General features: G+C 67.7%; 23 protein-coding genes and 1 tRNA gene. 11 read left to right on the top strand and 13 right to left on the bottom strand.

Annotated elements, in window-relative coordinates:
• Nucleotides 1-17: 17 nt before the first annotated feature.
• The 7 genes from NHL60_RS09540 (at nt 18) to glp (ending at nt 7,075) form a co-directional block, all read left to right on the top strand.
• Nucleotides 18-224: a twin-arginine translocation signal domain-containing protein gene (locus NHL60_RS09540; RefSeq protein WP_253451786.1), complete on the top strand. Its 207-nt coding sequence runs from the start codon at nt 18-20 to the stop codon at nt 222-224.
• A gap of 29 nt (nt 225-253) precedes the next feature.
• Nucleotides 254-3,106, top strand: a complete 2,853-nt coding sequence (locus NHL60_RS09535) for a formate dehydrogenase subunit alpha (RefSeq protein ID WP_253451783.1) — start codon at nt 254-256, stop codon at nt 3,104-3,106.
• A gap of 29 nt (nt 3,107-3,135) precedes the next feature.
• Nucleotides 3,136-3,786, top strand: a complete 651-nt coding sequence (gene fdh3B, locus NHL60_RS09530; protein WP_253451780.1) for a formate dehydrogenase FDH3 subunit beta — start codon at nt 3,136-3,138, stop codon at nt 3,784-3,786.
• Nucleotides 3,787-3,797: 11 nt separating this feature from the next.
• A complete protein-coding gene (locus tag NHL60_RS09525) occupies nt 3,798-4,853 on the top strand; it encodes a formate dehydrogenase subunit gamma (RefSeq protein ID WP_253451777.1) in 1,056 nt (351 codons plus the stop codon).
• A gap of 100 nt (nt 4,854-4,953) precedes the next feature.
• Nucleotides 4,954-5,271, top strand: a complete 318-nt coding sequence (locus NHL60_RS09520) for a DUF1244 domain-containing protein (RefSeq protein WP_253451774.1) — start codon at nt 4,954-4,956, stop codon at nt 5,269-5,271.
• Complete coding sequence (gene moaB / locus NHL60_RS09515) at nt 5,271-5,792, top strand: molybdenum cofactor biosynthesis protein B (RefSeq protein ID WP_253451771.1); 522 nt, start codon at nt 5,271-5,273, stop codon at nt 5,790-5,792. The genes NHL60_RS09520 and moaB overlap by 1 nt, the downstream gene beginning before the upstream one ends.
• 77 nt (nt 5,793-5,869) lie before the next feature.
• On the top strand, nt 5,870-7,075 hold the full coding sequence (gene glp / locus NHL60_RS09510) for a gephyrin-like molybdotransferase Glp (RefSeq protein WP_253451768.1): 1,206 nt from the start codon (nt 5,870-5,872) through the stop codon (nt 7,073-7,075).
• On the opposite strand, the gene NHL60_RS09505 is transcribed toward glp, so the two are convergent.
• From NHL60_RS09505 to NHL60_RS09475, 7 genes are all read right to left on the bottom strand, one after another.
• Complete coding sequence (locus tag NHL60_RS09505; protein WP_253451765.1) at nt 7,062-7,649, bottom strand: ACP phosphodiesterase; 588 nt, start codon at nt 7,647-7,649, stop codon at nt 7,062-7,064. The two genes, glp and NHL60_RS09505, sit on opposite strands and share 14 nt — an antisense overlap.
• Before the next feature lie 7 nt (nt 7,650-7,656).
• Nucleotides 7,657-8,010 (bottom strand): TusE/DsrC/DsvC family sulfur relay protein, encoded by a 354-nt coding sequence (locus NHL60_RS09500; protein WP_253451762.1) that lies wholly within the window; start codon nt 8,008-8,010, stop codon nt 7,657-7,659.
• Nucleotides 8,010-8,300 (bottom strand): sulfurtransferase complex subunit TusB, encoded by a 291-nt coding sequence (tusB, locus tag NHL60_RS09495; protein ID WP_253451759.1) that lies wholly within the window; start codon nt 8,298-8,300, stop codon nt 8,010-8,012. The genes NHL60_RS09500 and tusB overlap by 1 nt, the downstream gene beginning before the upstream one ends.
• A gap of 28 nt (nt 8,301-8,328) precedes the next feature.
• On the bottom strand, nt 8,329-8,697 hold the full coding sequence (locus NHL60_RS09490) for a DsrE family protein (protein WP_253451755.1): 369 nt from the start codon (nt 8,695-8,697) through the stop codon (nt 8,329-8,331).
• Nucleotides 8,698-8,706: 9 nt separating this feature from the next.
• Nucleotides 8,707-9,099, bottom strand: a complete 393-nt coding sequence (tusD, locus tag NHL60_RS09485) for a sulfurtransferase complex subunit TusD (protein ID WP_253451752.1) — start codon at nt 9,097-9,099, stop codon at nt 8,707-8,709.
• Nucleotides 9,100-9,168: 69 nt separating this feature from the next.
• Nucleotides 9,169-9,837 carry a Bax inhibitor-1/YccA family protein gene (locus NHL60_RS09480; protein ID WP_253451749.1) on the bottom strand — a complete coding sequence of 223 codons (669 nt, stop codon included), beginning with the start codon at nt 9,835-9,837 and terminating at the stop codon, nt 9,169-9,171.
• A 92-nt stretch (nt 9,838-9,929) separates the two neighbouring features.
• A complete protein-coding gene (locus NHL60_RS09475) occupies nt 9,930-10,379 on the bottom strand; it encodes an NUDIX hydrolase (protein ID WP_253451746.1) in 450 nt (149 codons plus the stop codon).
• 121 nt (nt 10,380-10,500) lie between these two features.
• Here NHL60_RS09475 and NHL60_RS09470 point away from each other — a divergent pair.
• Together NHL60_RS09470 and NHL60_RS09465 are read left to right on the top strand one after the other, a co-directional pair.
• A tRNA-Ser gene (locus NHL60_RS09470) sits at nt 10,501-10,590 on the top strand.
• A gap of 79 nt (nt 10,591-10,669) precedes the next feature.
• Nucleotides 10,670-11,209: a YaeQ family protein gene (locus NHL60_RS09465; RefSeq protein WP_253451743.1), complete on the top strand. Its 540-nt coding sequence runs from the start codon at nt 10,670-10,672 to the stop codon at nt 11,207-11,209.
• Nucleotides 11,210-11,217: 8 nt separating this feature from the next.
• Here the strand turns inward: NHL60_RS09465 and NHL60_RS09460 are convergent, their stop codons facing one another.
• On the bottom strand, nt 11,218-12,924 hold the full coding sequence (locus NHL60_RS09460) for a potassium/proton antiporter (protein ID WP_253451740.1): 1,707 nt from the start codon (nt 12,922-12,924) through the stop codon (nt 11,218-11,220).
• Between the two features lie 158 nt (nt 12,925-13,082).
• Here NHL60_RS09460 and NHL60_RS09455 point away from each other — a divergent pair, with 158 nt between their 5' ends.
• A complete protein-coding gene (locus NHL60_RS09455) occupies nt 13,083-14,258 on the top strand; it encodes an ABC transporter substrate-binding protein (RefSeq protein ID WP_253451738.1) in 1,176 nt (391 codons plus the stop codon).
• Nucleotides 14,258-15,658, top strand: coding sequence for a 3'-5' exonuclease family protein (locus NHL60_RS09450; protein WP_253451734.1), 1,401 nt, complete (start codon nt 14,258-14,260; stop codon nt 15,656-15,658). The genes NHL60_RS09455 and NHL60_RS09450 overlap by 1 nt, the downstream gene beginning before the upstream one ends.
• Here NHL60_RS09450 and NHL60_RS09445 read toward each other — a convergent pair whose 3' ends face one another.
• The 5 genes from NHL60_RS09445 to NHL60_RS09425 form a co-directional block, all read right to left on the bottom strand.
• Nucleotides 15,659-16,438, bottom strand: coding sequence for an alpha/beta fold hydrolase (locus NHL60_RS09445; RefSeq protein ID WP_253451731.1), 780 nt, complete (start codon nt 16,436-16,438; stop codon nt 15,659-15,661). It lies immediately after the preceding gene.
• A gap of 112 nt (nt 16,439-16,550) precedes the next feature.
• A complete protein-coding gene (locus NHL60_RS09440; protein ID WP_253451728.1) occupies nt 16,551-16,955 on the bottom strand; it encodes a type II toxin-antitoxin system HicB family antitoxin in 405 nt (134 codons plus the stop codon).
• Nucleotides 16,956-16,973: 18 nt separating this feature from the next.
• Nucleotides 16,974-17,156, bottom strand: coding sequence for a type II toxin-antitoxin system HicA family toxin (locus NHL60_RS09435; protein WP_253451726.1), 183 nt, complete (start codon nt 17,154-17,156; stop codon nt 16,974-16,976).
• A 138-nt stretch (nt 17,157-17,294) separates the two neighbouring features.
• The gene (locus NHL60_RS09430) at nt 17,295-17,984 is read right to left on the bottom strand and encodes a 7-cyano-7-deazaguanine/7-aminomethyl-7-deazaguanine transporter (protein ID WP_253451723.1); all 690 of its coding nucleotides are present in this window, start codon (nt 17,982-17,984) and stop codon (nt 17,295-17,297) included.
• A 237-nt stretch (nt 17,985-18,221) separates the two neighbouring features.
• Nucleotides 18,222-20,132, bottom strand: coding sequence for a propionyl-CoA synthetase (locus tag NHL60_RS09425; RefSeq protein WP_253451720.1), 1,911 nt, complete (start codon nt 20,130-20,132; stop codon nt 18,222-18,224).
• Nucleotides 20,133-20,353: the final 221 nt, after the last annotated feature.

Below are 20,353 nucleotides of genomic sequence, written 5' to 3'. Positions count from 1 at the left end.
CCCTCGAGGAGAACGCCATGCCCCGCGCCCATGATCCCCGCCGCCGCCGCTTCCTGCGCACCCTGGGAGCCGGTGGTGCCCTGGTCGGCACCGCCGCCGTGGTAGGCCATGTCGGCCTGACCCAGGCCGATGCCCCCCGGACCGACCCGACCGCCGACGATAGCCAGCGGCACTACCGCGAAACCGACCACGTTCGCGCCTACTACGCCACCCTGCGCGACTGAGCGTCGCTCATCTTCGGAGGTAAGTGACCATGCGTCTGACACCCAAGCAGGCAACCCCGGTCGCCGCGGGCCTCGGCATCTCCCGGCGGCAGTTTCTCAAGCGCGGCGGTGCCGCCACCGGCGGACTGGCGGCCGCCGGCTTCATGGGGCACGGCATGCTGCGCCCGGTGGAGGCCAGCGGCAAGACCCCGGTCCTCGACTCGCCGGTGGAGGTCAAGCGGACCATCTGCTCCCACTGCTCGGTGGGGTGCGGCACCTACGCCGAGGTCCAGGAGGGCATCTGGACTCGCCAGGAGCCGGCCTTCGACCATCCCATCAACCGCGGCGCCCACTGCGCCAAGGGGGCGTCGCTCCGGCAGCACGGCCACTCCAGCCGTCGCCTCAAGTACCCCATGAAGCTGGTGGACGGCCAGTGGCAGCGCATGAGCTGGGATGACGCCATCGAGGAGATCGGCAACAAGGTACTGGAGCTGCGCGAGGCCCACGGCCCCGACAGCGTCTTCTGGCTGGGCTCGGCCAAGTTCAACAACGAGCAGGCCTACCTGCTGCGCAAGTTCGCTAGCCTCTGGGGCACCAACAACACCGACCACCAGGCGCGCATCTGCCACTCCACCACCGTGGCGGGGGTCGCCAACACCTGGGGCTACGGGGCGATGACCAACTCGCTCAACGACATGCACAACTGTCGCTCCATCCTCTTCATCGGCTCGAACCCCGCCCAGGCCCACCCGGTGGCGATGCAGCACTTCCTGATCGCCAAGGAGCGCAACAACTGCGACATCATCGTCGCCGACCCCCGCTTCACCCGTACCGCGGCCAAGGCCGATACCCATGTACGCATTCGCCCCGGCTCGGATGTTGCCTTCATCTGGGGGCTCTTGTGGCACATCTTCGAGAACGGCTGGGAGGATCGCGAGTATATCCAGCAGCGGGTCTACGGCCTGGACGAGGTGCGCGCCGAGGTGGCCACCTTCACCCCGCGGGTGGTGGAGGACGTCACCGGCGTGCCCGAGCAGGTCATGTATGACGTGGCCCAGCGCCTGGCCACCCAGAAGCCCGGCAGCATCGTCTGGTGCATGGGGGGCACCCAGCACACCACCGGCAACAACAACACCCGTGCCTACTGCATCCTGGAGCTGGCGCTGGGCAACATCGGCAAGTCCGGCGGCGGCGCCAATATCCTGCGCGGCCACGACAACGTCCAGGGCGCCACCGACCTGGGCCTCGACTCCAGCTCCCTGCCGGCCTACTACGGCCTGGCCGAGGGGGCCTGGCAGCACTGGGCGCGGGTCTGGGACGTCGACTACGAGTGGCTCAAGGGGCGCTTCGACCAGACCGAGTACCACGACGGCCTGCCCATGAACAGCAGCGGCATCACGGTCTCGCGCTGGGTCGACGGGGTGCTCGAGGAGGACGAGGCGATCTCCCAGCGCACCGCGCTCAAGGCGATGTTCTACTGGGGCCATGCGGTCAACTCCCAGACCCGCGGTCCCGAGATGCGCCGCGCCATGCAGAAGCTCGAGATGATGGTGATCGTCGACCCCTACCCCACGGTGGCCGCGGTCATGCACGACCGCACCGACGGCGTCTACCTGCTGCCCGCCTGCACCCAGTTCGAGACCACCGGCAGCGTGACCGCCACCAACCGCTCGCTGCAGTGGCGCGACAAGGTGATCGAGCCGCTGTTCGAGTCCAAGCCCGACCACGAGATCATGTACCTGCTGGCCGAGAAGTTCGGCTTCGCCGATGAGCTGACCCGCCATATCCAGGTCAACGGCAAGGAACCCTCGATCGAGGACATCCTGCGCGAAATCAACCGCGGCACCTGGACCATCGGCTACACCGGCCAGAGCCCGGAGCGACTCAAGGCGCACCAGCAGAACTGGCACACCTTCAGCTTCGAGAACCTGCGCGCCCAGGGCGGCCCCGCCGACGGCGACTACTACGGCCTCCCCTGGCCCTGCTGGGGCACACCGGAGTTCGCCCACCCCGGCTCCCCCAACCTCTACGATCCCAGCGTGCCGGTGAAGGAGGGCGGCATGGGCTTCCGGGCGCGCTTCGGCATCGAGCGCAACGGCGTGAACCTGTTGGCCGAGGGCTCGGCACCGGTGCAGGGGGAGCTCGACGACGGCTACCCCGAGTTCACCGACCAGATGCTCAAGGACCTGGGCTGGTGGGACGACCTCACCGAGGAGGAGAAGGTCGCCGCCGAAGGCCAGAACTGGAAGACCGATCTGCTGGGCGGCATCCAGCGGGTGGCCATCGAGCACGGCTGCGCCCCCTACGGCAACGCCAAGGCCCGAGCCGTGGTGTGGACCTTCCCGGACCAGGTGCCCAAGCACCGTGAGCCGCTCTACACCACCCGCCGCGATCTCGTCGAGCAATTCCCCACCTGGGACGACTTCCGCTCGCTGTTCCGGCTGCCCACCCTCTACCGCAGCATTCAGGAGAACGACAACTCCGACCGCTACCCGATCATCCTCACCTCGGGGCGCCTGGTGGAGTACGAGGGCGGCGGGGAGGAGACCCGCTCCATGTCCTGGCTCGCCGAGCTGCAGCAGGAGATGTTCGTCGAGGTGAATCCGGCCGACGCCAACGATATCGGCATCGGCGACGGCGACACCGTCTGGGTCGAGGGCGCCGAGGGTGGCCGGGTCAGGGTCAAGGCCCTGGTCACGCCGCGGGTCGGACGCGGGGTGGCCTTCATGCCCTTCCACTTCGGCGGCATCTTCCAGGGCGAGAACCTGCATGACCGCTATCCGGAGGGGGCGGCGCCCTACGTGCTGGGCGAGGCGGCCAACACCGCGACCACCTACGGCTATGACCCTGTGACCCTGATGCAGGAAACCAAGTGCACCATCTGCCGGATCGAGCGCGCCTGAGCGATCGACAGCGACCAGGAGAACAAGACATGGCACAGATGAAATTCATGTGCGACGCCGAGCGCTGCATCGACTGCAACGGCTGCGTCACCGCCTGCAAGAACGCCAACGATGTCCCCTGGGGCATCCAGCGCCGGCGGGTGGTGACCCTCAACGACGGCCAGGCCGACGAGGTCTCGATCTCGGTGGCCTGCATGCACTGCGATGACGCCCCCTGCATGGCGGTCTGCCCCACGGACTGCTTCTACAAGACCGACGACGGCATCGTCCTGCACGACAAGGACCTCTGCATCGGCTGCGGCTACTGCCTCTACGCCTGCCCCTTCGGGGCCCCACAGTTCCCGAAGCAGAACGCCTTCGGCGAGCGCGGAAAGATGGACAAGTGCACCTTCTGCGCCGGCGGTCCGGCGGACAGCAAGGAAGAGGAGTATGAGAAGTACGGCGCCAACCGCATTGCCGAGGGCAAGCTGCCGCTATGCGCCGAGATGTGCTCCACCAAGGCCCTGCTCGCCGGCGATGCCCAGACCGTCGCTGATATCTTCCGTCAGCGGGTCGTCCATCGCGGCCATCGCGATGGCGGCTGGTCGGGCAACCAGCGCCGCGATCAGGAGCGCACCCGGGCGGGTGCCGACCTGACCGGCGTCGACGAGCTGTCCTACGACGCCACCCGCCAGGGTTAGGAGGTGATGCCATGAGCCTTTGCCGATACGGGCCCCTGGGGGGGCTGCTGCTGGCGGTGATGCTGGTCCTGACCGCCCTGCTCGCCCCACCCGCCCTGGCCCAGGCGGAGACCGAACGCGAGGCGGCCACCGCGGTGGCCGGCGTCAGCCCCGACGTCTGGCGTCAGGTGCGCAGCGGCGAGGTGGACGCCAACTTCCGCGACACCCGCTTCGACTCCAACTACAACCTGATCAACGCCAGCGGGGAGCGCTGGCGGCAGCTGCGCAACCGCTGGGTCTCTCCCTTCGGCCTGATCGCCGTCGGCGGCATGATCCTGGCGATCGCGCTCTTCTACGTGATCGTCGGACGCAAGGAGCTGAGCGAACCGAGAACCGGGCGCAAGCTGCTGCGCTGGCCCCTGTTCGTGCGCTCCCTGCACTGGACGGTGGCCACGCTCTTCATCGTCCTGGCGCTCACCGGCCTGAACCTGCTCTACGGCAAGTTCGTGTTCCGGCCGCTGTTCGGCGATGCCTTCTGGGCCTGGATGATCTCCGCCTCCAAGCTCGCCCACAACTATCTGGGGCCGCTCTTCGGCATCCTGCTGGTGGTCCTGCTGGCCCGGGTGCTCAGGCACAACTGGCCGAAGCGCCACGATCTCGAGTGGTTCCGCCAGGGTGGCGGCCTGGTGGGCAAGGGGCATCCCGATGCCGGCTTCGCCAACGGCGGCGAGAAGCTCTGGTTCTGGCTCCTGGCCACCGCTGGCCTGGCCGTGGTGGCCAGCGGCTTCGTGCTGGACTTCCCCAACTACGGCCAGAGCCGCGACACCATGCAGTGGGCCAACCTGATCCACGGCGTCGGCGCCCTGGGGCTCACCGCCGTGGCGCTGGGCCATATCTATATCGGCACCCTCGGCTCGGAGGGGTCGCTGGAGGCCATGACCACCGGCTACGTGGACGAGACCTGGGCGAAGGACCACCACAACCTCTGGTACGAGGAGGTCAAGGACCAGGCGGTGCCCGAGGAGGCAATCGGCGGCGACAGTCGCCCCGGCGACGAGCGCAGCGAGACGGCCTCCCGCCCAGGATGAGCCGCGTTGACCCGCTCACCCTACGACACCGCCCATGGGCGGTGTCTTTTGTTATGCTGGGCTCATCTTGATCCAACTCACCAGGGAGACAATAAGCGCCATGGATCATCTCGACGACGCCACCCGCACGGAGCTCGAGGCCGCCGCCTTCCGCCGCCTGCTCAAGCACCTCGACGACAACAAGGACGTGCAGAACATCGACCTGATGATACTGGCCGACTTCTGCCGCAACTGCCTCTCCAAGTGGCTGGTCAGCGCCGCCGAGGAGCGGGGTGCCGAGCTCGACTACGAGCGCGCCCGAGAGCACGTCTATGGCATGCCCTACGCGGAGTGGAAGGAGAAGTACCAGAAGGAGGCAACCCCCGAGCAGCAGGCCGCCTTCCAGGCGCGCCAGGCCAAGAAGCAGGAGAAGGCGTGATGAGCGAGCCGATGCTGCCCCTCTCCATTGCCGTGCTGACCATCTCCGACACCCGCACCGAGGAGACCGACCGCAGCGGCCAGGCCTTGGTGGGCTGCCTGACCGACGCCGGCCACCGCCTGGCCGACAAGCGCATCGTCCCGGACGATATCTACCGCATCCGCGCCGTGGTCGCCGAATGGATCGCCGACCCGGCCATCCAGGTGGTGCTGACCACCGGCGGCACAGGCTTTACCGGCCGCGACTCGACGCCGGAGGCGGTAGGCGTGCTCTTCGATAAGGAGATCGAGGGCTTCGGCGAGCTGTTCCGTCAGCTGAGCTGGCAGGAGATCGGCAGCTCCACGGTGCAGAGCCGCTGCCTGGGCGGCCTGGCCAACGCCACCGTCATCTTCTGCCTGCCCGGCTCCACCGGCGCCTGCCGTACCGCCTGGAACGGCATCCTCGCCGAGCAGCTCGATAGCCGACACAAGCCATGTAACTTCGCGAATCTCGTCATCCCGGAGAGAGGCCAGCATGTGTGACGCCAATACCTGCCCGCACAAGCCATGTAGCTCCTTGCAAGTTCAGGCAAATCTCGTCATCCCCGAGCGAGGCCAGCATGGCTGACCTCAAGCCCGTGGAGGCGGCACTCGCTGCCCTGCTCGAGGGCGTGCAGCCGGTGGGCAGCGAGCGGATCCCCTGCGACCGGGCCGCCGGCCGGATCCTGGCCGAGCCCGTGGCGGCGTCTCTCGACGTGCCCCCCTTCGACAACAGCGCCATGGATGGCTATGCCCTGAACCACCGGGACGCAGGCCGCTGGCTGCGGGTCAGCCAGCGTATCGCCGCGGGCGCTACCGGTGAGCCCCTGGCCGCCGACAGCTGTGCGCGCATCTTCACCGGCGGCGCCATTCCAGCGGGCGCCGACTGCGTGGTCATGCAGGAGAGCGTCGAGATCGACGGCGACCGGGTACGTGTGCCGGCGGGGATTCCTGCCGGCGACAATATCCGCCGCCGAGGCCGGGATGTCGCCGCCGGGAGCGAGCTGTTGCCGTCCGGCGAGCCGCTGGAAGCCGCGGCCCTGGGCCACCTGGCCGGTCAGGGCATCACCGAGGTGACGGTGCGCCGCCGCCCCCGGGTAGCGCTGCTCTCCACCGGAGATGAAATCGTGGATCCCGGCCACCCCCTGGGCCCCGGCCAGATCTACAACTCCAATCGCCCCATGCTCAAGCGCCTGCTGGAGCAGTTCGGCGCCGAGGTGGTGCGCGTCGCTGCGATACCCGATGATGCCGAGGGCACCCGCCTGGCCCTGGCCACAGCGGCTCGGGAGACCGATGTAGTGGTCACCACCGGCGGTGTCAGCGTCGGCGAGGAGGATCACGTCAGGGCCGCAGTGGAGGCGCTGGGAGAGCTGGATCTCTGGCGGTTGGCGATCCGCCCGGGCAAGCCTCTGGCCCTGGGGCGGTTGCCGGACGGCGAGCGGGAAGCGCGTTTCGTGGGGCTGCCGGGAAACCCGGTATCGGGCTTCGTCGGCGCCTGGCTCTTTCTCAGGCCGCTGATGGGTGCCCTGCTGGGGGCGCCCTCCCTCGCCGAGCTGCCCGGGCTTGCCGCCCGGGCCGACTTTGCCACCCGCACCGGCCCCCGCGCTCACTACATGCGGGTTCGCCTCGAGTTCGGCCCGGAGGGTATCACCGCCCACGCCTTCCGCGACCAGAACTCCGGGGTACTCAGCTCCTGTATCGCCGCCGATGCCCTGGCGGTCATTCCCCCGAACCGGGAGGTAGCCCCGGGCGACAGCGTGAACTGCCTCTGGCTCAGGGGCGCGTGACGTCTCCCTGTACCGGCACCTCCAGGGCTCCGCACACCTCCGGCCACAGCCGCTGGAAGGCCTGGTCGAGGCTCTCGTGCTCGCGCTCGAGCCAGGGCACCAGCTCCGCCAGGCGGTTGGGGCCGCTCAGGCGACGCCCGATGCCGGCGATGGCCCGGCATGTGAAGTCGAAGTCGGCGTAGCCGCAGAGCCAGTCCTGCTCCACCAGCACCGGCACCATGACGGCCAGCCGCGCCGGCGCCCTGCGCGTCGCCAGCACGCGGTAGGTGCGTCGCACCAGCGGCGAGGGGCAGGCGGCAAGGCCGAGCTCCCGGGCCACGAAATGGTCCCAGACCAGGTCCAGGGCGATCCCCACATAGCGCCGCTGGGCGCCAGGCGCCGAGCGCTGGAGTTCGCTCACCACCGGGTGGGCATCCACGAAGGCATCGACCCGGCGATGGTGGCGGATTCCCCGGGCCACCTCCTCCGGCCAGTCGGCTAGGTCGCTGCCCTTGACGCCGTCGGCGATCAGGTTGCCCCAGAGGAAGTCATCGCTGCCGCCCCGGGCCAGCCAGGCGTGGGCCAGGAAGTTCACGCTCGGCTCACAGGCAGTTGGTGGGCTTGGGAAGGCCGGCGATGCGCGCCGCCACCTTGGGGGGGCTACCCGGGAAGAGACGCATCAGGTGGATGGAGCGTCCCTTCTCTTCCCCCAGCGCTCGGCTCACCGCCTTGACCAGCGGACGCATGGCCGGGGCCTGCTCGAAGCGAGCATAGAAGTCGCGCAGCACCTCGATGATCTCCCAGTGCTCGTCGCCCAGGGGGATGCCCTCCTCCAGGGCCAGGGCTTCGGCAACCTCCCGGTCCCAGTCGGCCTGATTGACGAGATAACCCTCCGGATCGAGCGGGATCTTTTTATTGGGTGTAAAAAGATAACGGTATATTTCTGTGGTTGCCATCAGAACCAGCTCAGGGTGCGGTCGGCGTCTTCGGTCAGGGTCACGAACCCCGCCATGTCTGTCACCGCAACGGTCGTGTCGCAGTGAGCGATGAGGCCCCGGGCCTCGAGGTCATCGCGAAGCGCATACAGGCGCCCCGTCACCTCGGCGAAGTGCCCGACCAGCGTCGACATGGCGCCCTGGACGCCATCCTCGATCAGCAGCAGGCGATCCTCCGGGCCCATGGCCGCCAGGGCCTGACGGTAGACCTCGCTGGTGGCCGGCGATCGATTGAGAATATGCAGCAGCATCTTGCCATCTCCTTGGGGCCTTACGCCCTCAGAAGGTCAGGACCAGCGGGTGTGACGCCGTGAGCTCGGCAATGCGGCCCTGCCCTACGCTTGCCACTGGCAGCATCAGCGAGCCGGCGTCGAGGCCGTAGCGTGCCAGCGCCTCGGCCTCCACCAGCAGCGTCTCGATATCGTACATCTCGAGCATCTCCAGGGTGGGCGCCGTGCCCTTCTGCCCCAGGGGGCCGCTCCCCTGGCCCGGCAGCAGCGCCGTGACGCCCTCCCCCATGAAGAGCAGTGTCACCCGGCGACCAAAGGCGGCGGCCACCAGGGCGGCATCGAGCCCTTCTCGAAGCCAGCTGGTGCCATGGGGCCCATGGCGCAGAATCACCAGCAGATCTCCTTGCTCGTTCGACATGGCGCTCTCCTAAGGGGCGAAGGTGATCAGGCGGTCGCAGCGCAGGCCGAGGTCGACCAGCTGACCCAGACCCGTGAGCTCGAAGGGGGCCTCCACGCTGTGCCCCTGCTTGCCGTGCCGGGCGGCTTCCCGCTCGTCGAGAAGCCCTCGGCGCAGGGCCGCCGCGATGCAGACCTGCAGCGGCACGCCGTGCTCGGCGGCCAGTTCGGCCCAGGCATCGACCAGGTGAGGCTCATCCTGGGGCGGAGCCGCCAGCCGGGCGGCGTTCTGCACCCCGTCATGGTAGAAGAAGACACCCTCCAGGGCATGGCCCCTGGCCACCACCGCCTTTGCGAAGCGCAGCGCGGAGTGCGAGGCCTGGCTGCTGTAGGGTGCCCCCATGAGCAGAATCCCGTAGCGCATTCTGGATCTCCACAAACAGGCTGGCCCCGCCATGGCGGGGCCAGCCTGAAACAGCGTTGCCCGTCAGGGTCAGTCGCTGCTCATGATGCCGAGCAGCGTCAGCAGGCTGACGAAGAGGTTGTAGATCGACACATAGAGGGTGATGGTGGCGAGGATATAGTTGGTCTCGCCGGCCCGATGCACGATCTCGCTGGTCTGGTAGAGGATCGCCGCCGAGGCGAAGAGCACGAAGCCGGCAGAGACCATCAGCATCAGGGTCGGGATCTGAAAGATCAGGCCCGCCACCATGGCCAGGATCAGCACGATGGCACCGGCCATCAGGAAGTTGCCCAGGAAACTGAAGTCCTTCTTGGAGACCAGCGCCACGGCGGAGAGGCCGATGAAGGTCAGGCCGGTCATGGCCAGGGCGTTCATCACCAGGGCAGCGCCGTTGGGCAGCGCCAGGTAGGCGTTGAGGATCGGGCCGAGGGTGAAGCCCATGAAACCGGTAAAGGCGAAGGTCGCCAGCAGCCCCATGGCCGAGTTGGCGGTCTTGTGCACCAGGAACATCAGGCCGTAGGCGCCGATGAAGAACACGAAGATGTTGAGACGCTCGACGCCCATGGCCATGGCGGCACCGGCGGTAACCGCCGAGAACAGCAGCGTCATGGCGAGCAGGCCATAGGTGTTGCGCAGCACCTTGTTGGTGCTGACCACCTGGCTCTGCTGGCGAGTAAGCTGGGTGTCTTGGTATGCCATGAATCCAGTGCTCCCTGTGTTTGGTTGGTCTTGGCAGTGGACCTAGAATGCCGCCTCCGGGTTCCCCGCGCAAGCCCTTGTCGCGTCACCCATCAACGCTGATTCCCTGCGCCCAGCAGTCGGCAGGCCACCGCCAGCGCCGTGCTGCAGACCTCCTCCCGAGCCGCCCGCAGCGCTGCCAGGTCCATCCAGCAGGCGTCGAGGGCATCGTCGGCGGCGACGGGCTCGCCGCTCGACCAGCGCATCTCCATCACCACCAGCACATAGTGAAAGCGCAGTCGCCCCGCCTCATCGCGGTCGATCACGTCGATGGCGGTGAAGGGTCCCACGGAGATGCCCTGCACGCCGGTCTCCTCCAGCAGCTCACGCTCCGCCGCCACGGCGAGGGGCTCGCCCGCCTCCACCCGGCCGCCGGGCAGCGCCAGCCGGCCGGCGTTGGGGAGATTGCGCCGCCGCACCATCAGCAGGTGCCCTTCTCTCACCACCGCGCAGGAAACCGCGGCGGCAGGAAAGGCGATTACGGCAGGTGATGGTGGGGGCATGGTGCTCTCCTCAGGTTTCGAGAGCCAGTGTGCCGACCCTGCCGGCCCTCTGGCTAACGCCTTGATCCAGTGGCCCTCTTGACCCGCTGGAGAAAGCTGGTAATATTCACCGCCGTAAGCCGGAGGGATGGCAGAGCGGTTGAATGCACCGGTCTTGAAAACCGGCAAAGGTGAAAGCCTTTCCAGGGTTCGAATCCCTGTCCCTCCGCCACTACATCAAGAAAACCAGCCACTTACGGCTGGTTTTTTTGTTTCTGGCCCACCTACCCGACATCTCCCAGGAGGGCGCCATGGCGCTGAAGTCCACTATCTACAAGGCGCGCCTGCAGATTGCCGATCTGGATCGCCACTATTACGGCGAACACTCGCTCACGCTCGCCCGCCATCCGTCCGAGACCGACGAGCGCATGATGCTGCGCGTGCTGGCCTTCGCCCGCCACGCCCACGGAGATCTGGCCTTCGGCCGCGGGGTCAGCACCGACGATGAGCCAGACCTGTGGATTCGCAGCCTGACCGGCGAGATCGAGCTCTGGGTTCAGCTTGGCCAGCCCGATGAGCGCGAGATACGCCGCGCCTGCGGCCGTGCACGCGACGTGGTGCTCTACACCTACAGCGGCCAGGGCGCCCGTATCTGGTGGGAGCAGCTCGGCAGCAAGCTCGCGCGACTCGACAACCTCACCGTCTACGACATCTCGCCGGAGAGCATGGCGGCCCTGGGTCAGCTGGCGGCTCGCGGCATGGATCTCAATGTCACCATTCAGGATGGCGCCATCTTGCTGGCCGACGGCGAGGCGGCCGTGGAGATCACCCCCGAAACCCGCCAGGGGTAGCGCCTCGTTCAGTAGAGGCGCAGGCCCACCTTGGTCACCCGGTTACCGTCCATTTCGCTGACCACCCAGTGGATGCCGTGCCAGTCCACGTCATCCCCCACCACCGGGTGCCCCCCCACTCGCAGCGAAATGAATTCCGCCAGGGTCATTTCCCGCTCCGCCTGGCTCAGCGTCAGGCCGTAGGCGCTGGCGATATCGCGCATATGCGCCTCGCCGTCGAAGGTGAAGGTGCCGAAGAAGGTGCGCTCCTGCTTGAGCTTGGCGTCGCCGTTGAAGAGGCGGTTGAGCGCCGGCAGGTCTTCGCTGCGGCCGATCACGCAGATCACGTCACCGAGCTGCAGGCGCGTGCTCCCTTTGGGGTGGAGCATCACATGGTCGCGGAAGAGCGCCGAGATCAGGGCGCCGGAGGGAAAGCGCAGCAGGCGAATCGGCACGTCCTCCAGGTCGGAGTTCTCCACCTCGTAGACGAACATCTCGAAGTCGTTCTCCGGCAGGATGCCGAGGGGGCCGCGCCGGTTGGGGGTCACGCTGGTGGGTACTTCCACCTTCATCCAGCGCGCCATCCAGCCGAGGCTACCTCCCTGGATCAGCAGCGAGAGCAGCACCACCGCGAAGGCCACGTTGAAATAGAGCGAGGCATTCTCGACGCCGCCGATCACCGGGAAGATCGCCAGCACGATCGGCACGGCCCCGCGCAGCCCCACCCAGGAGATGAAGCCGATCTCTCGCCAGCGAAACTTGAAGAAGGGCTTGATGCTGATCAGCACGGCGATCGGACGCGCCACGAAGATCAGCGCCAGCGCCACCAGGGCGGCCGGGAGCGCCAGTTCGAGCATCTCGCTGGGATTCACCAGCAGCCCCAGCACCAGGAAGAGGCCGATCTGGCTGAGCCAGGCCAGGCCGTCATGCACGGGAAGAATGAAGTTGATATGTCGGCCAGGCTGGTTGCCGATCATCAGCCCCGCCAGGTAGATCGCCAGAAAGCCGCTGCCGCCGAGGAAGCTGGTCACCCCGAAGATGCAGAAGCCCAGCGCCAGCGCCAGCAGGGAGTAGAGGCCAGGGGCCAGGTCCACCCAGCGCAGCAGCTTGCCGCTGAGCCAGCCGGCCCCCACGCCGATGGTGAGCCCCAGGCCGAACTGCTGCACCAGCAGCAGTAGGGTGTCCAGGCCGCCGCTGAGCTCACCGATCAGCATCTCCACCAGGACCAGGGTCAGGAAGATCGCCATGGGATCGTTGGTACCGGACTCGATCTCCAGGGTTGCCCCTACCCGCTCGTTGAGGTTGACCCCTCGGCCGCTGAGCATCGAGAACACCGCCGCCGCGTCGGTGGAGCCGACGATCGCCCCCACCAGCAGCCCCTGAATCAGGGTCAGATCGAAGATCCACATGGCCAGCAGGCCGATCAGGCCGCTGGTGATGAAGACCCCAAGGGTGGCCAGGGTGAGCGCCGGGCGAAAGCCCACCCGGAAGGTCTTGAGCCGGGTTCGCAGGCCGCCGTCGAGCAGGATCATCGCCAGCGCCAGATGGCCGATGGTAAAGGCCAGCGAATAGTCGTCGAAGACGATGCCGAGCACCCCCTGCTCGCCCGCCAGCATGCCGAGGCCGAGGAAGATCAACAGCAGCGGCAGGCCGACCAGGGAAGAGAGACGACTCGCCAATACGCTGAGCGCGATCAGAAAGCCGCTGAGTATGAACAGGGTATTGATGGTGTCCATGGCATCCTCGGCGGGTCGGGGCGACCAGTATATCGCAATGCTTCCCGACGTTGTCCGGCAGTTTCTTCAAGACTGGCCAGCACTTCCGCGCAGCGGATACACTCTGCAGTCGCCGACGGCTCTGCCATCCCTTGCGCGCCCCCTGCTGGAGCAATCCGATGCCCGACCCTGCCAGGCCCCTGCGCTTTCCTGTCCAAGCCTGCCTGCTTGCCCTGCTGCTGACCCTCCTGCCCGGGGAGGCTCCGGCGGAGCCGCTGGACGCCCCTCCCTCCTCCGAGTCATCGGCGGTCGAGACCGGTCATGGCGACCTTGGCACAAGCGTCATGGTGCCCCGCCTGCTTCCCACAAGCGACGCCACTCCCGATGCCCGGGAACCGCCTCAGGCACCCGTTGAGGAGATTCCGACCATCGCCGTCACCCCGCCGGAGCCTCTCGAGCCCCCCCCGCTCAAGCCCGTGGAGATCATGCTGGACTGGTACCCCGGACCCCAGCATGCCGCCCTGCTGGTGGCCTATCACAAGGGCATCTACCGGCGACTGGGCCTGGAGGTCACGCTCTCGACGCCCGCCGACCCCGCCCTGCCCGCGCGCCTGCTGGCGGCGGGCCGCATCGAGCTGGCGGTGAGTCGCCAGCCGCTGCTCCACCTGCTGGCCGGGCGTGGCCTGCCCCTGGTGCGCGTCGGCACCCTGGTGGACCTGCCCCTGGGGGGCCTGCTGGTGCGCAATGGCGGCGACACCGAGGCGCCCTTCTCCCTGGCCGGCAAGCGCATCGGCTACTCCACCGAGGAGGCACGGGAGCTGCTGCTTCCGACGCTGCTCAGGCCCCATGGGGTTGGCGTCCACGAACTGGAGCTGGTCGATATCAACTTCGGCGCGGTCAACGAGGTGGTCGAGCAGTCCCTGGATGCCATCATGACGCCGCAGCGGCTGACCCTTCCCCGCCAGCTGGGCGACGAAGGCGTCGGGACCCGGCTGCTGCGTCTGGAAGAGCACGGCGTTCCCCCCCATGAGGGGCTGATTCTGCTGGCCAACCGCGACCGCATCGGCGGCCAGAGGGAGACGCTGCGCCGGGTGCTCGAGGCCCTCACCGAGGCCACCGCCTGGCTGCTGGAGGAGCCCGATGCCGCCTGGCAGCTGCTCCAGGAGCAGGAGCCGGCGCTGGACACGCCGGCCAACCGCGACGCCTGGCTGCCCATGCTGCTGCGCCTGAGCGCCCGCCCGGCGGCACTGGACCTCGGCAACTACCAGCGCTTCGAGGAGTACCTGGTGGCCCAGGGGCTGACGGAGCACCCCACCCCGGCAGAGAAGCTGGCGCTGGACCTGGGGGCGCCGTGATGAAGGACGCCCCCCTGCTCTTCATCGACCTCGAGACCACTGGCATGCGTACCACCCGGGATCGCATCACCGAGATCGCCGCCCTGCGCCTGGAGGGGGACAGGGTCACGGCCCGCTGGCATCGGCTGATTCAGCCGGAGGTACGCATCCCCGCCCCGATCAGCGCCCTGACCGGCATCGATGACGCCATGGTGGCCGAGGCCCCGACCTTTGCCGAGATCGCCGACGACCTGCTGGCCTGGCTGGGCGATGGCGTCCTGGTCGCCCACAACGCCCGCTTCGACTACGGCTTCCTGCGCAACGCCTTCCAGCGTGCCGGCCGCGACTACGGCGCCGAGGTGATCTGCACCCTGCGCCTGTCGCGCCGCCTGGCGCCCGAGCATCGCGAGCACAACCTGGCCGCCCTGCTGGCCCGCCACGGCATCGAGGCCGGCACTCGCCACCGCGCCATGGCCGACGCCGAGGCGCTGCTCGCCCTCTGGCGGCACTGGCAGCGCGAACACTCCACCGAGCGGCTCCTGGAAGCCCTCCAGCACCAGCGACGACTGCCCAGCCTGCCCGCCCACCTGGACCCCGGCGAGATTCAGGCCATGCCGGCTTCCCCCGGCGTCTACCTGATGTATGGCGAGAACGACCTGCCGCTCTATATCGGCAAGAGCGTGAATCTCAGGGCCAGGGTGATGGGCCACTTCCAGGCCGACCACCGCAGTGATCGTGAGATGCGCCTGGCCCAGCAGGTGCGTCGCCTGGCGTGGCAGGAGACCGCCGGCGACCTCGGCGCCCAGCTGCTGGAGGCGCGCCTGGTCAAGGAGCGCCAGCCGATCCTCAACCGCCAGCTCAGGCGTGCCGGCCGCCTGGTGGCATGGCACTGGCCGGCCGACGCCAACCGGCCGGAGCTGGTTAGCGTCGGCGAGCTGAGCGGCCGCGAGGCAGAAGCGCTGATGGGGCTCTTTCGCAATGCCCGGGAGGCCAGGGAGGCGCTGCGCCAGATCGCCGCGGACCGGCAGCTCTGCCTGCGCCAGCTGGGCCTGGAGAGCGGCCGTGGCGCCTGCTTCGGCAGCCAGCTGGGGCGCTGCCGCGGGGTCTGTCGGGGGGATGAAGCGGTAGACGAGCACAGCGCGCGCGCCAGGGAGGCGCTATCGCGGCTGCAGATCCGGCACTGGCCCTGGGAAGGCCCCCTGGCCATAGGTGAGCGGGGATCCAACGGCGAGCAGACCTGGCACCTGGTCGCCCACTGGTGCCACCTGGGCAGCGCCGGCTCGCTGGCGGCAGTCGCCGACATGGTCGGGACCGCCGGACGCTTCGACCGCGATATCTACCGCATTCTGCGGCGCTTCCTGGACGACCCGGACGCCGCGGGGCTCACCCTGGTCTCCCTACCCCGCCCGGCGGGGGGCTGATCACTCGGCCAGGCCGGCCAGAAAGCGCTCCACCGCCTCCCGGAAGGCCTCGGGCTGCTCGGCATGCAGCCAGTGGCCGGCGTCCAGCGTCTCGATCTCGGCCGCCGGCAGCACCTCGCGCAGGGCGGGCAGCATCTCGTCGGTCACATAGTGGGAGCGGGCGCCCCGCAGCACCAGGGTCGGGCCGCTATAGCTCCCCTCGCCCGCCGGCGGGCCCATGATGGTCTCGTAATCGGCCTGGATCGGGTCGAGCCCCAGGCGCAGCCTGAGCCCGCCCGCCTCGGCCCGCTCCAGGTTGGTGGCCAGGAAGAGACGCACCGCCCGCTCCTTGACGTGCTCGCCGAGCAGGTCGTCGGCATCGCGGCGGTTGGCGGGCTCGCCCGCCTCCAGATGGCGCAGGCCGGCGAAGACGGTGTCGTGGTCATGGCCATAGGCCCGGGGCGCGATATCGGCCACGATCAGCGAGGCCACCCGCTCGGGCGCCAGCCGCGCCAGGGAGATCACCACCTTGCCCCCCATGGAGTGGCCGAGCAGATGGGCCCGGGGCACCTCGAGGCGATCGAGCAGGGCGATCACATCTTCGGCCATGGCGTCATAGCCCATTCCCTCGGCGTGGGGGGAGCGGCCATGGTTGCGCAGGTCCACGGCGATCACCCGCCGTGCCTGCTGCCACGCCTTGACGTGGGACCGCCAGTTGTCGGCGCTGCCGAACAGGCCATGGACCACCACCAGGGGTATCCCCTCGCCACCGGTATCCAGATAGTTCAGCGTCACGGGCATGGCACTCTCTCCTTGTCCTTTGCAGTAGTGATTCTCTGGACCGCTCCCCTGGGCGGCTGGCAGCCGACGTCCTCGGCCAGAATTCCAGTGCTATAGATCCAGCCAAGGGGCGCTAGACATGCTGCAACTTCTCCAGGGCCGCGTTACTCAAGAACGCTGACCGACTCTTGATGCCGTGCAGGGTCACGTACTCGTCGATTTGACGGACCACGATGCCGGGCAGCGTGACCGTCACTTTTTCTGTCTTCCCAAGATACGGCGTCAGGTCGATGTCGATCATGCCCCAGCCCCAGCCCTCGAAGTCGGGGTTGCGGCGATGTTCGTTGATCTTCCCCGGCTTTGGGACGGATTCGCCACGGCTCACCAGCTCCTGGAGAACGATCTGCGCGGCCTCTACCGCGTTGTCGTATGCCTCCTCAGGGCTGTCCCCGGCACTGATAGCGCCGGGAATATCAGGAAAGACGATGCCGGTAGCGGTGTTATCGTCTCCCCACTCGATAGCGATGGGATATTGCATGGTCTGCCTCCGCGCGGGTTATGCGAGTCCCGCTTGCTTCCGAATCTGGTGGACAGTACCCCTGGGCAAGTCCTTTTTCGGGTGTGGAACGGGGATAGCACCAGACCTCTCGGGGTGCTTGAAGACGTGGTGGCTGCCCCGTATTCGGTCCAGTACCCAGCCAGCGGCCTCCAGCTCCTTGATCAGCTCGCTGCTTTTCACTCCGCTCTCCTGCCTGGACCATAGGCAAATATTATACTTCCAGCCGTACCACTTTGCACATCCTACAAAAAATCGCCGCCAGAGCGGCTGGCAGTGGGTGATGGCACCAGGCGTTGCGGTGTGGGGCAATAGCAGCTGTCAGGCGCGACTGCGCGCCGGCTCCTGGGGGGAAGCGCCTTCCTCTGCCCCGGTGGCCGAGAGCAGGCGACGGCTCAGGGTCGCCAGCAGCACACCATAGAGGGGCAGAAAGAACAACAGGCTGATCCCGAGCTTGATCACATAGTCGACCCAGGCGATCTCCAGCCAGTTGGCCGCCATGAAGGGGTCGGGACTCTGGTAGAAGGCGATCGAGAAGAAGGCGAAGGTGTCGGCCAGGTTGCCGAGCACCGTGGAGATCGCCGGCGCCACCCACCAGGCACGAAGGCCGCGCAGGCGGTCGAAGACGTGCACGTCGAGCAGCTGGCCCAGCAGGTAGGCCATGAAGCTGGCCACGGCGATGCGCGCCACGAAGAGGTTCCACTCCCCCAGCGCCTCGAGCCCGGCGAAGCCGCCCCGGGGGAAGACCACCGAGACCACATAGGAGATCAGGAGCGCCGGCAGCATCACCCGCATCACGATGGCCCGGGCGGGCTCCTTGCCGAACAGCCGCACGGTGAGGTCGGTGGCCAGGAAGATGAAGGGGAAGCTGAAGGCCCCCCAGGTGGTATGAAAGCCGAACAGGGTGAAGGGCAGCTGCACCAGGTAGTTGCTGGCGGCGATCACCAGGATATGAAAGGTGATCATCAGCGCCAGCAGCTGGCGCCGCTGGCGGTCGGAAAGCGCGAACATCGACGTATCCTTTTTTTGGTGGAGGGGTGAGGGAACCCTCGGGAACGGGGCTGACGAGGCAGCAGGCGGCGAGGATTATACGCACCAGGCAGGCGTCTGGCCATGGCTGCCGACGCCCAGGTAGGGCTCAAGACTGTTCAGATGACAAGCCTCGGCACCAAGCAGGATCGACGCCCCATGAACGAACGGCGCCGCCCGAAGGGGCGGCGCCGTTGCACGGTCGAAAGCGAGCGGGCGTCAGACCTGGCGGGCATCCCCGGAGGCGCCCACGGAGCGCGCCTTCATGGCCTCGTGGACGTCCTGCAGGCTGGCCGGATCGTCGATGGTGGAGGGCACGCCGAACTCCTTGCCATCGGCGATATTGCGCAGCAGCTTGCGCAGGATCTTGCCGGAGCGGGTCTTGGGCAGGCGATCCACCACCAGCACCTCCTTGAAGCAGGCGATGGGGCCGATCTTCTCGCGCACCAGGGCCACCAGCTCCTTCTCCAGCTCCTCCTCGCGGCCCTGGAAGCCGTCCTTGGGAATCACCAGCCCCACCGGCAGCTGCCCCTTGAGGGCGTCATGGATGCCGATCACGGCGCACTCGGCCACCGCCGGGTGGGCGCCCACCACCTCTTCCATCTCACCGGTGGAGAGGCGGTGGCCCGCCACGTTGATGACGTCGTCGGTGCGGCCCATGATGAAGAGATAGCCGTCCTCGTCCACGTAGCCGCCGTCGCCGGTCAGGTAGAAGCCCGGGAAGGCCGCCATATAGGCGGAGTGGAAGCGCTGGGGGTCACCCCAGACGCCGACCAGGCAGCCCGGCGGCATCGGCTGCTTGATCACCACGCTGCCCTGCTCCATGGCGCCCATGCGCTCGCCCTCGCGGTCCAGGATCTGGACGTCGAAACCGGGCACCGGCACGGTGGCGCTGCCCGCCTTGGTGGGCATGGGCTCCAGGCCGTGGAGGTTAGCGGCGATGGGCCAGCCGGTCTCGGTCTGCCACCAGTGGTCGATCACCGGCACGTCGAGCAGGTCGTCCAGCCAGTGGAAGGTGGGCGGATCCAGGCGCTCGCCAGCCAGGAACAGCGCCTTCAGGCAGGAAATGTCGTACTGCTCCAGGAACTTGCCGTCCGGATCCTCCTTCTTGATGGCGCGGAAGGCGGTGGGGGCAGTGAAGAAGCTCTTGACCTGATACTCCTCGATCAGCCGCCAGAAGGCACCGGCATCCGGGGTCTTCACCGGCTTGCCCTCGTAGACCACGCTGGTGGCCCCGCGCAGCAGCGGCGCGTAGACGATGTAAGAGTGGCCGACCACCCAGCCCACGTCGGAGGCAGAGAAGAAGACCTCGCCGGGGGCGACATCGTAGATGGCGTCCATGGAGTAGGCCAGGGCCACGGCATAGCCGCCGGTGTCGCGAATGACGCCCTTGGGCTTGCCGGTGGTGCCGGAGGTATAGAGCACGTAGAGGGGGTCGGTGCCCTTCACCGGCACGCAGTCGGCCGGCTCGGCCTTGGCCATCAGGTCGGCCCAGTCATGGTCACGCTCGCCAAGCTCGGCGGTGTGCTGCTCGCGCTGGAAGATCACGCAGGCCTCGGGCTTGTGGCTGCTCTGCTCGATGGCCGAGTCGATGATGCCCTTGTAGGGCAGCACCTTGGTCACCTCGACGCCGCAGGAGGCGGCCACCACCACCTTGGGCTCGGCATCCTCGATGCGCACGGCCAGCTCGTGGGGCGCGAAGCCGCCGAAGACCACGGAGTGCACCGCGCCCAGGCGCGCGCAGGCGTACATGGCGACCAGCGCCTCGGGCACCATGGGCATGTAGATGACGACGCGGTCGCCCTTCTCCACCCCGAGCCCCTTGAGGGCGCCGGCGAAGGTCGCCACCTGGTCGCGCATCTCGCGGTAGGTCAGGGTGCGCTTGCTGTCGGTCACCGGGGAATCCCAGTGGATCGCCGGCTGGTCGCCACGCCCCTGCTCCACATGGTGATCCAGGGCGGCATGGCAGATATTGAGCTCACCGTCCGCGAACCAGCGCGCGTGGTTGGCCTCGTCGTAGTGGAGGATCTGGGTGGGCGCCTTGAACCAGGGAATACGGCGGGCCTGCTCGCCCCAGAATGCCTCGGGCTGTTCGATGGAGCGGCGGAACTCGTTGGCGTAGGTACTCATGATCGTCCTGTGGTTTCAGGTCAGTGGCAACGGAAACATTGTTGACACTGTAAAGGACAGATTCCTACACGGCCTCCGACGTTAGGCTAACTTTCGACAAAAGATGAAGAATTTTCACGCTGCATTGTCAACAACGGCGCCGACGGCCGTCCCGCAGGGGGCGCGACCACCTTCCCCGGCCGGCCGCGACTGGTCTATGCTTTCAATAGCGCTAAATGAGA

Source organism: Halomonas sp. Y3 (genome assembly GCF_024137965.1).
Lineage (GTDB): Bacteria > Pseudomonadota > Gammaproteobacteria > Pseudomonadales > Halomonadaceae > Halomonas > Halomonas mongoliensis.
Note: the sequence above shows the minus strand (reverse complement) of the source record. Positions and strands in the feature narration are given on the sequence as shown.

Coding starts and splice junctions, on each gene's coding strand:
- NHL60_RS09445 (WP_253451731.1), bottom strand. CDS start 16,438: ATGCCCGTGACGCTGAACTATCTGGATACCGGTGGCGAGGGGATACCC.
- NHL60_RS09535 (WP_253451783.1), top strand. CDS start 254: ATGCGTCTGACACCCAAGCAGGCAACCCCGGTCGCCGCGGGCCTCGGC.
- tusB (WP_253451759.1), bottom strand. CDS start 8,300: ATGCTGCTGCATATTCTCAATCGATCGCCGGCCACCAGCGAGGTCTAC.
- NHL60_RS09460 (WP_253451740.1), bottom strand. CDS start 12,924: ATGGACACCATCAATACCCTGTTCATACTCAGCGGCTTTCTGATCGCG.
- moaB (WP_253451771.1), top strand. CDS start 5,271: ATGAGCGAGCCGATGCTGCCCCTCTCCATTGCCGTGCTGACCATCTCC.
- NHL60_RS09465 (WP_253451743.1), top strand. CDS start 10,670: ATGGCGCTGAAGTCCACTATCTACAAGGCGCGCCTGCAGATTGCCGAT.
- NHL60_RS09480 (WP_253451749.1), bottom strand. CDS start 9,837: ATGGCATACCAAGACACCCAGCTTACTCGCCAGCAGAGCCAGGTGGTC.
- NHL60_RS09455 (WP_253451738.1), top strand. CDS start 13,083: ATGCCCGACCCTGCCAGGCCCCTGCGCTTTCCTGTCCAAGCCTGCCTG.
- NHL60_RS09430 (WP_253451723.1), bottom strand. CDS start 17,984: ATGTTCGCGCTTTCCGACCGCCAGCGGCGCCAGCTGCTGGCGCTGATG.
- NHL60_RS09490 (WP_253451755.1), bottom strand. CDS start 8,697: ATGTCGAACGAGCAAGGAGATCTGCTGGTGATTCTGCGCCATGGGCCC.
- glp (WP_253451768.1), top strand. CDS start 5,870: ATGGCTGACCTCAAGCCCGTGGAGGCGGCACTCGCTGCCCTGCTCGAG.
- NHL60_RS09540 (WP_253451786.1), top strand. CDS start 18: ATGCCCCGCGCCCATGATCCCCGCCGCCGCCGCTTCCTGCGCACCCTG.
- NHL60_RS09440 (WP_253451728.1), bottom strand. CDS start 16,955: ATGCAATATCCCATCGCTATCGAGTGGGGAGACGATAACACCGCTACC.
- NHL60_RS09520 (WP_253451774.1), top strand. CDS start 4,954: ATGGATCATCTCGACGACGCCACCCGCACGGAGCTCGAGGCCGCCGCC.
- tusD (WP_253451752.1), bottom strand. CDS start 9,099: ATGCGCTACGGGATTCTGCTCATGGGGGCACCCTACAGCAGCCAGGCC.
- NHL60_RS09425 (WP_253451720.1), bottom strand. CDS start 20,132: ATGAGTACCTACGCCAACGAGTTCCGCCGCTCCATCGAACAGCCCGAG.
- fdh3B (WP_253451780.1), top strand. CDS start 3,136: ATGGCACAGATGAAATTCATGTGCGACGCCGAGCGCTGCATCGACTGC.
- NHL60_RS09475 (WP_253451746.1), bottom strand. CDS start 10,379: ATGCCCCCACCATCACCTGCCGTAATCGCCTTTCCTGCCGCCGCGGTT.
- NHL60_RS09450 (WP_253451734.1), top strand. CDS start 14,258: ATGAAGGACGCCCCCCTGCTCTTCATCGACCTCGAGACCACTGGCATG.
- NHL60_RS09525 (WP_253451777.1), top strand. CDS start 3,798: ATGAGCCTTTGCCGATACGGGCCCCTGGGGGGGCTGCTGCTGGCGGTG.
- NHL60_RS09500 (WP_253451762.1), bottom strand. CDS start 8,010: ATGGCAACCACAGAAATATACCGTTATCTTTTTACACCCAATAAAAAG.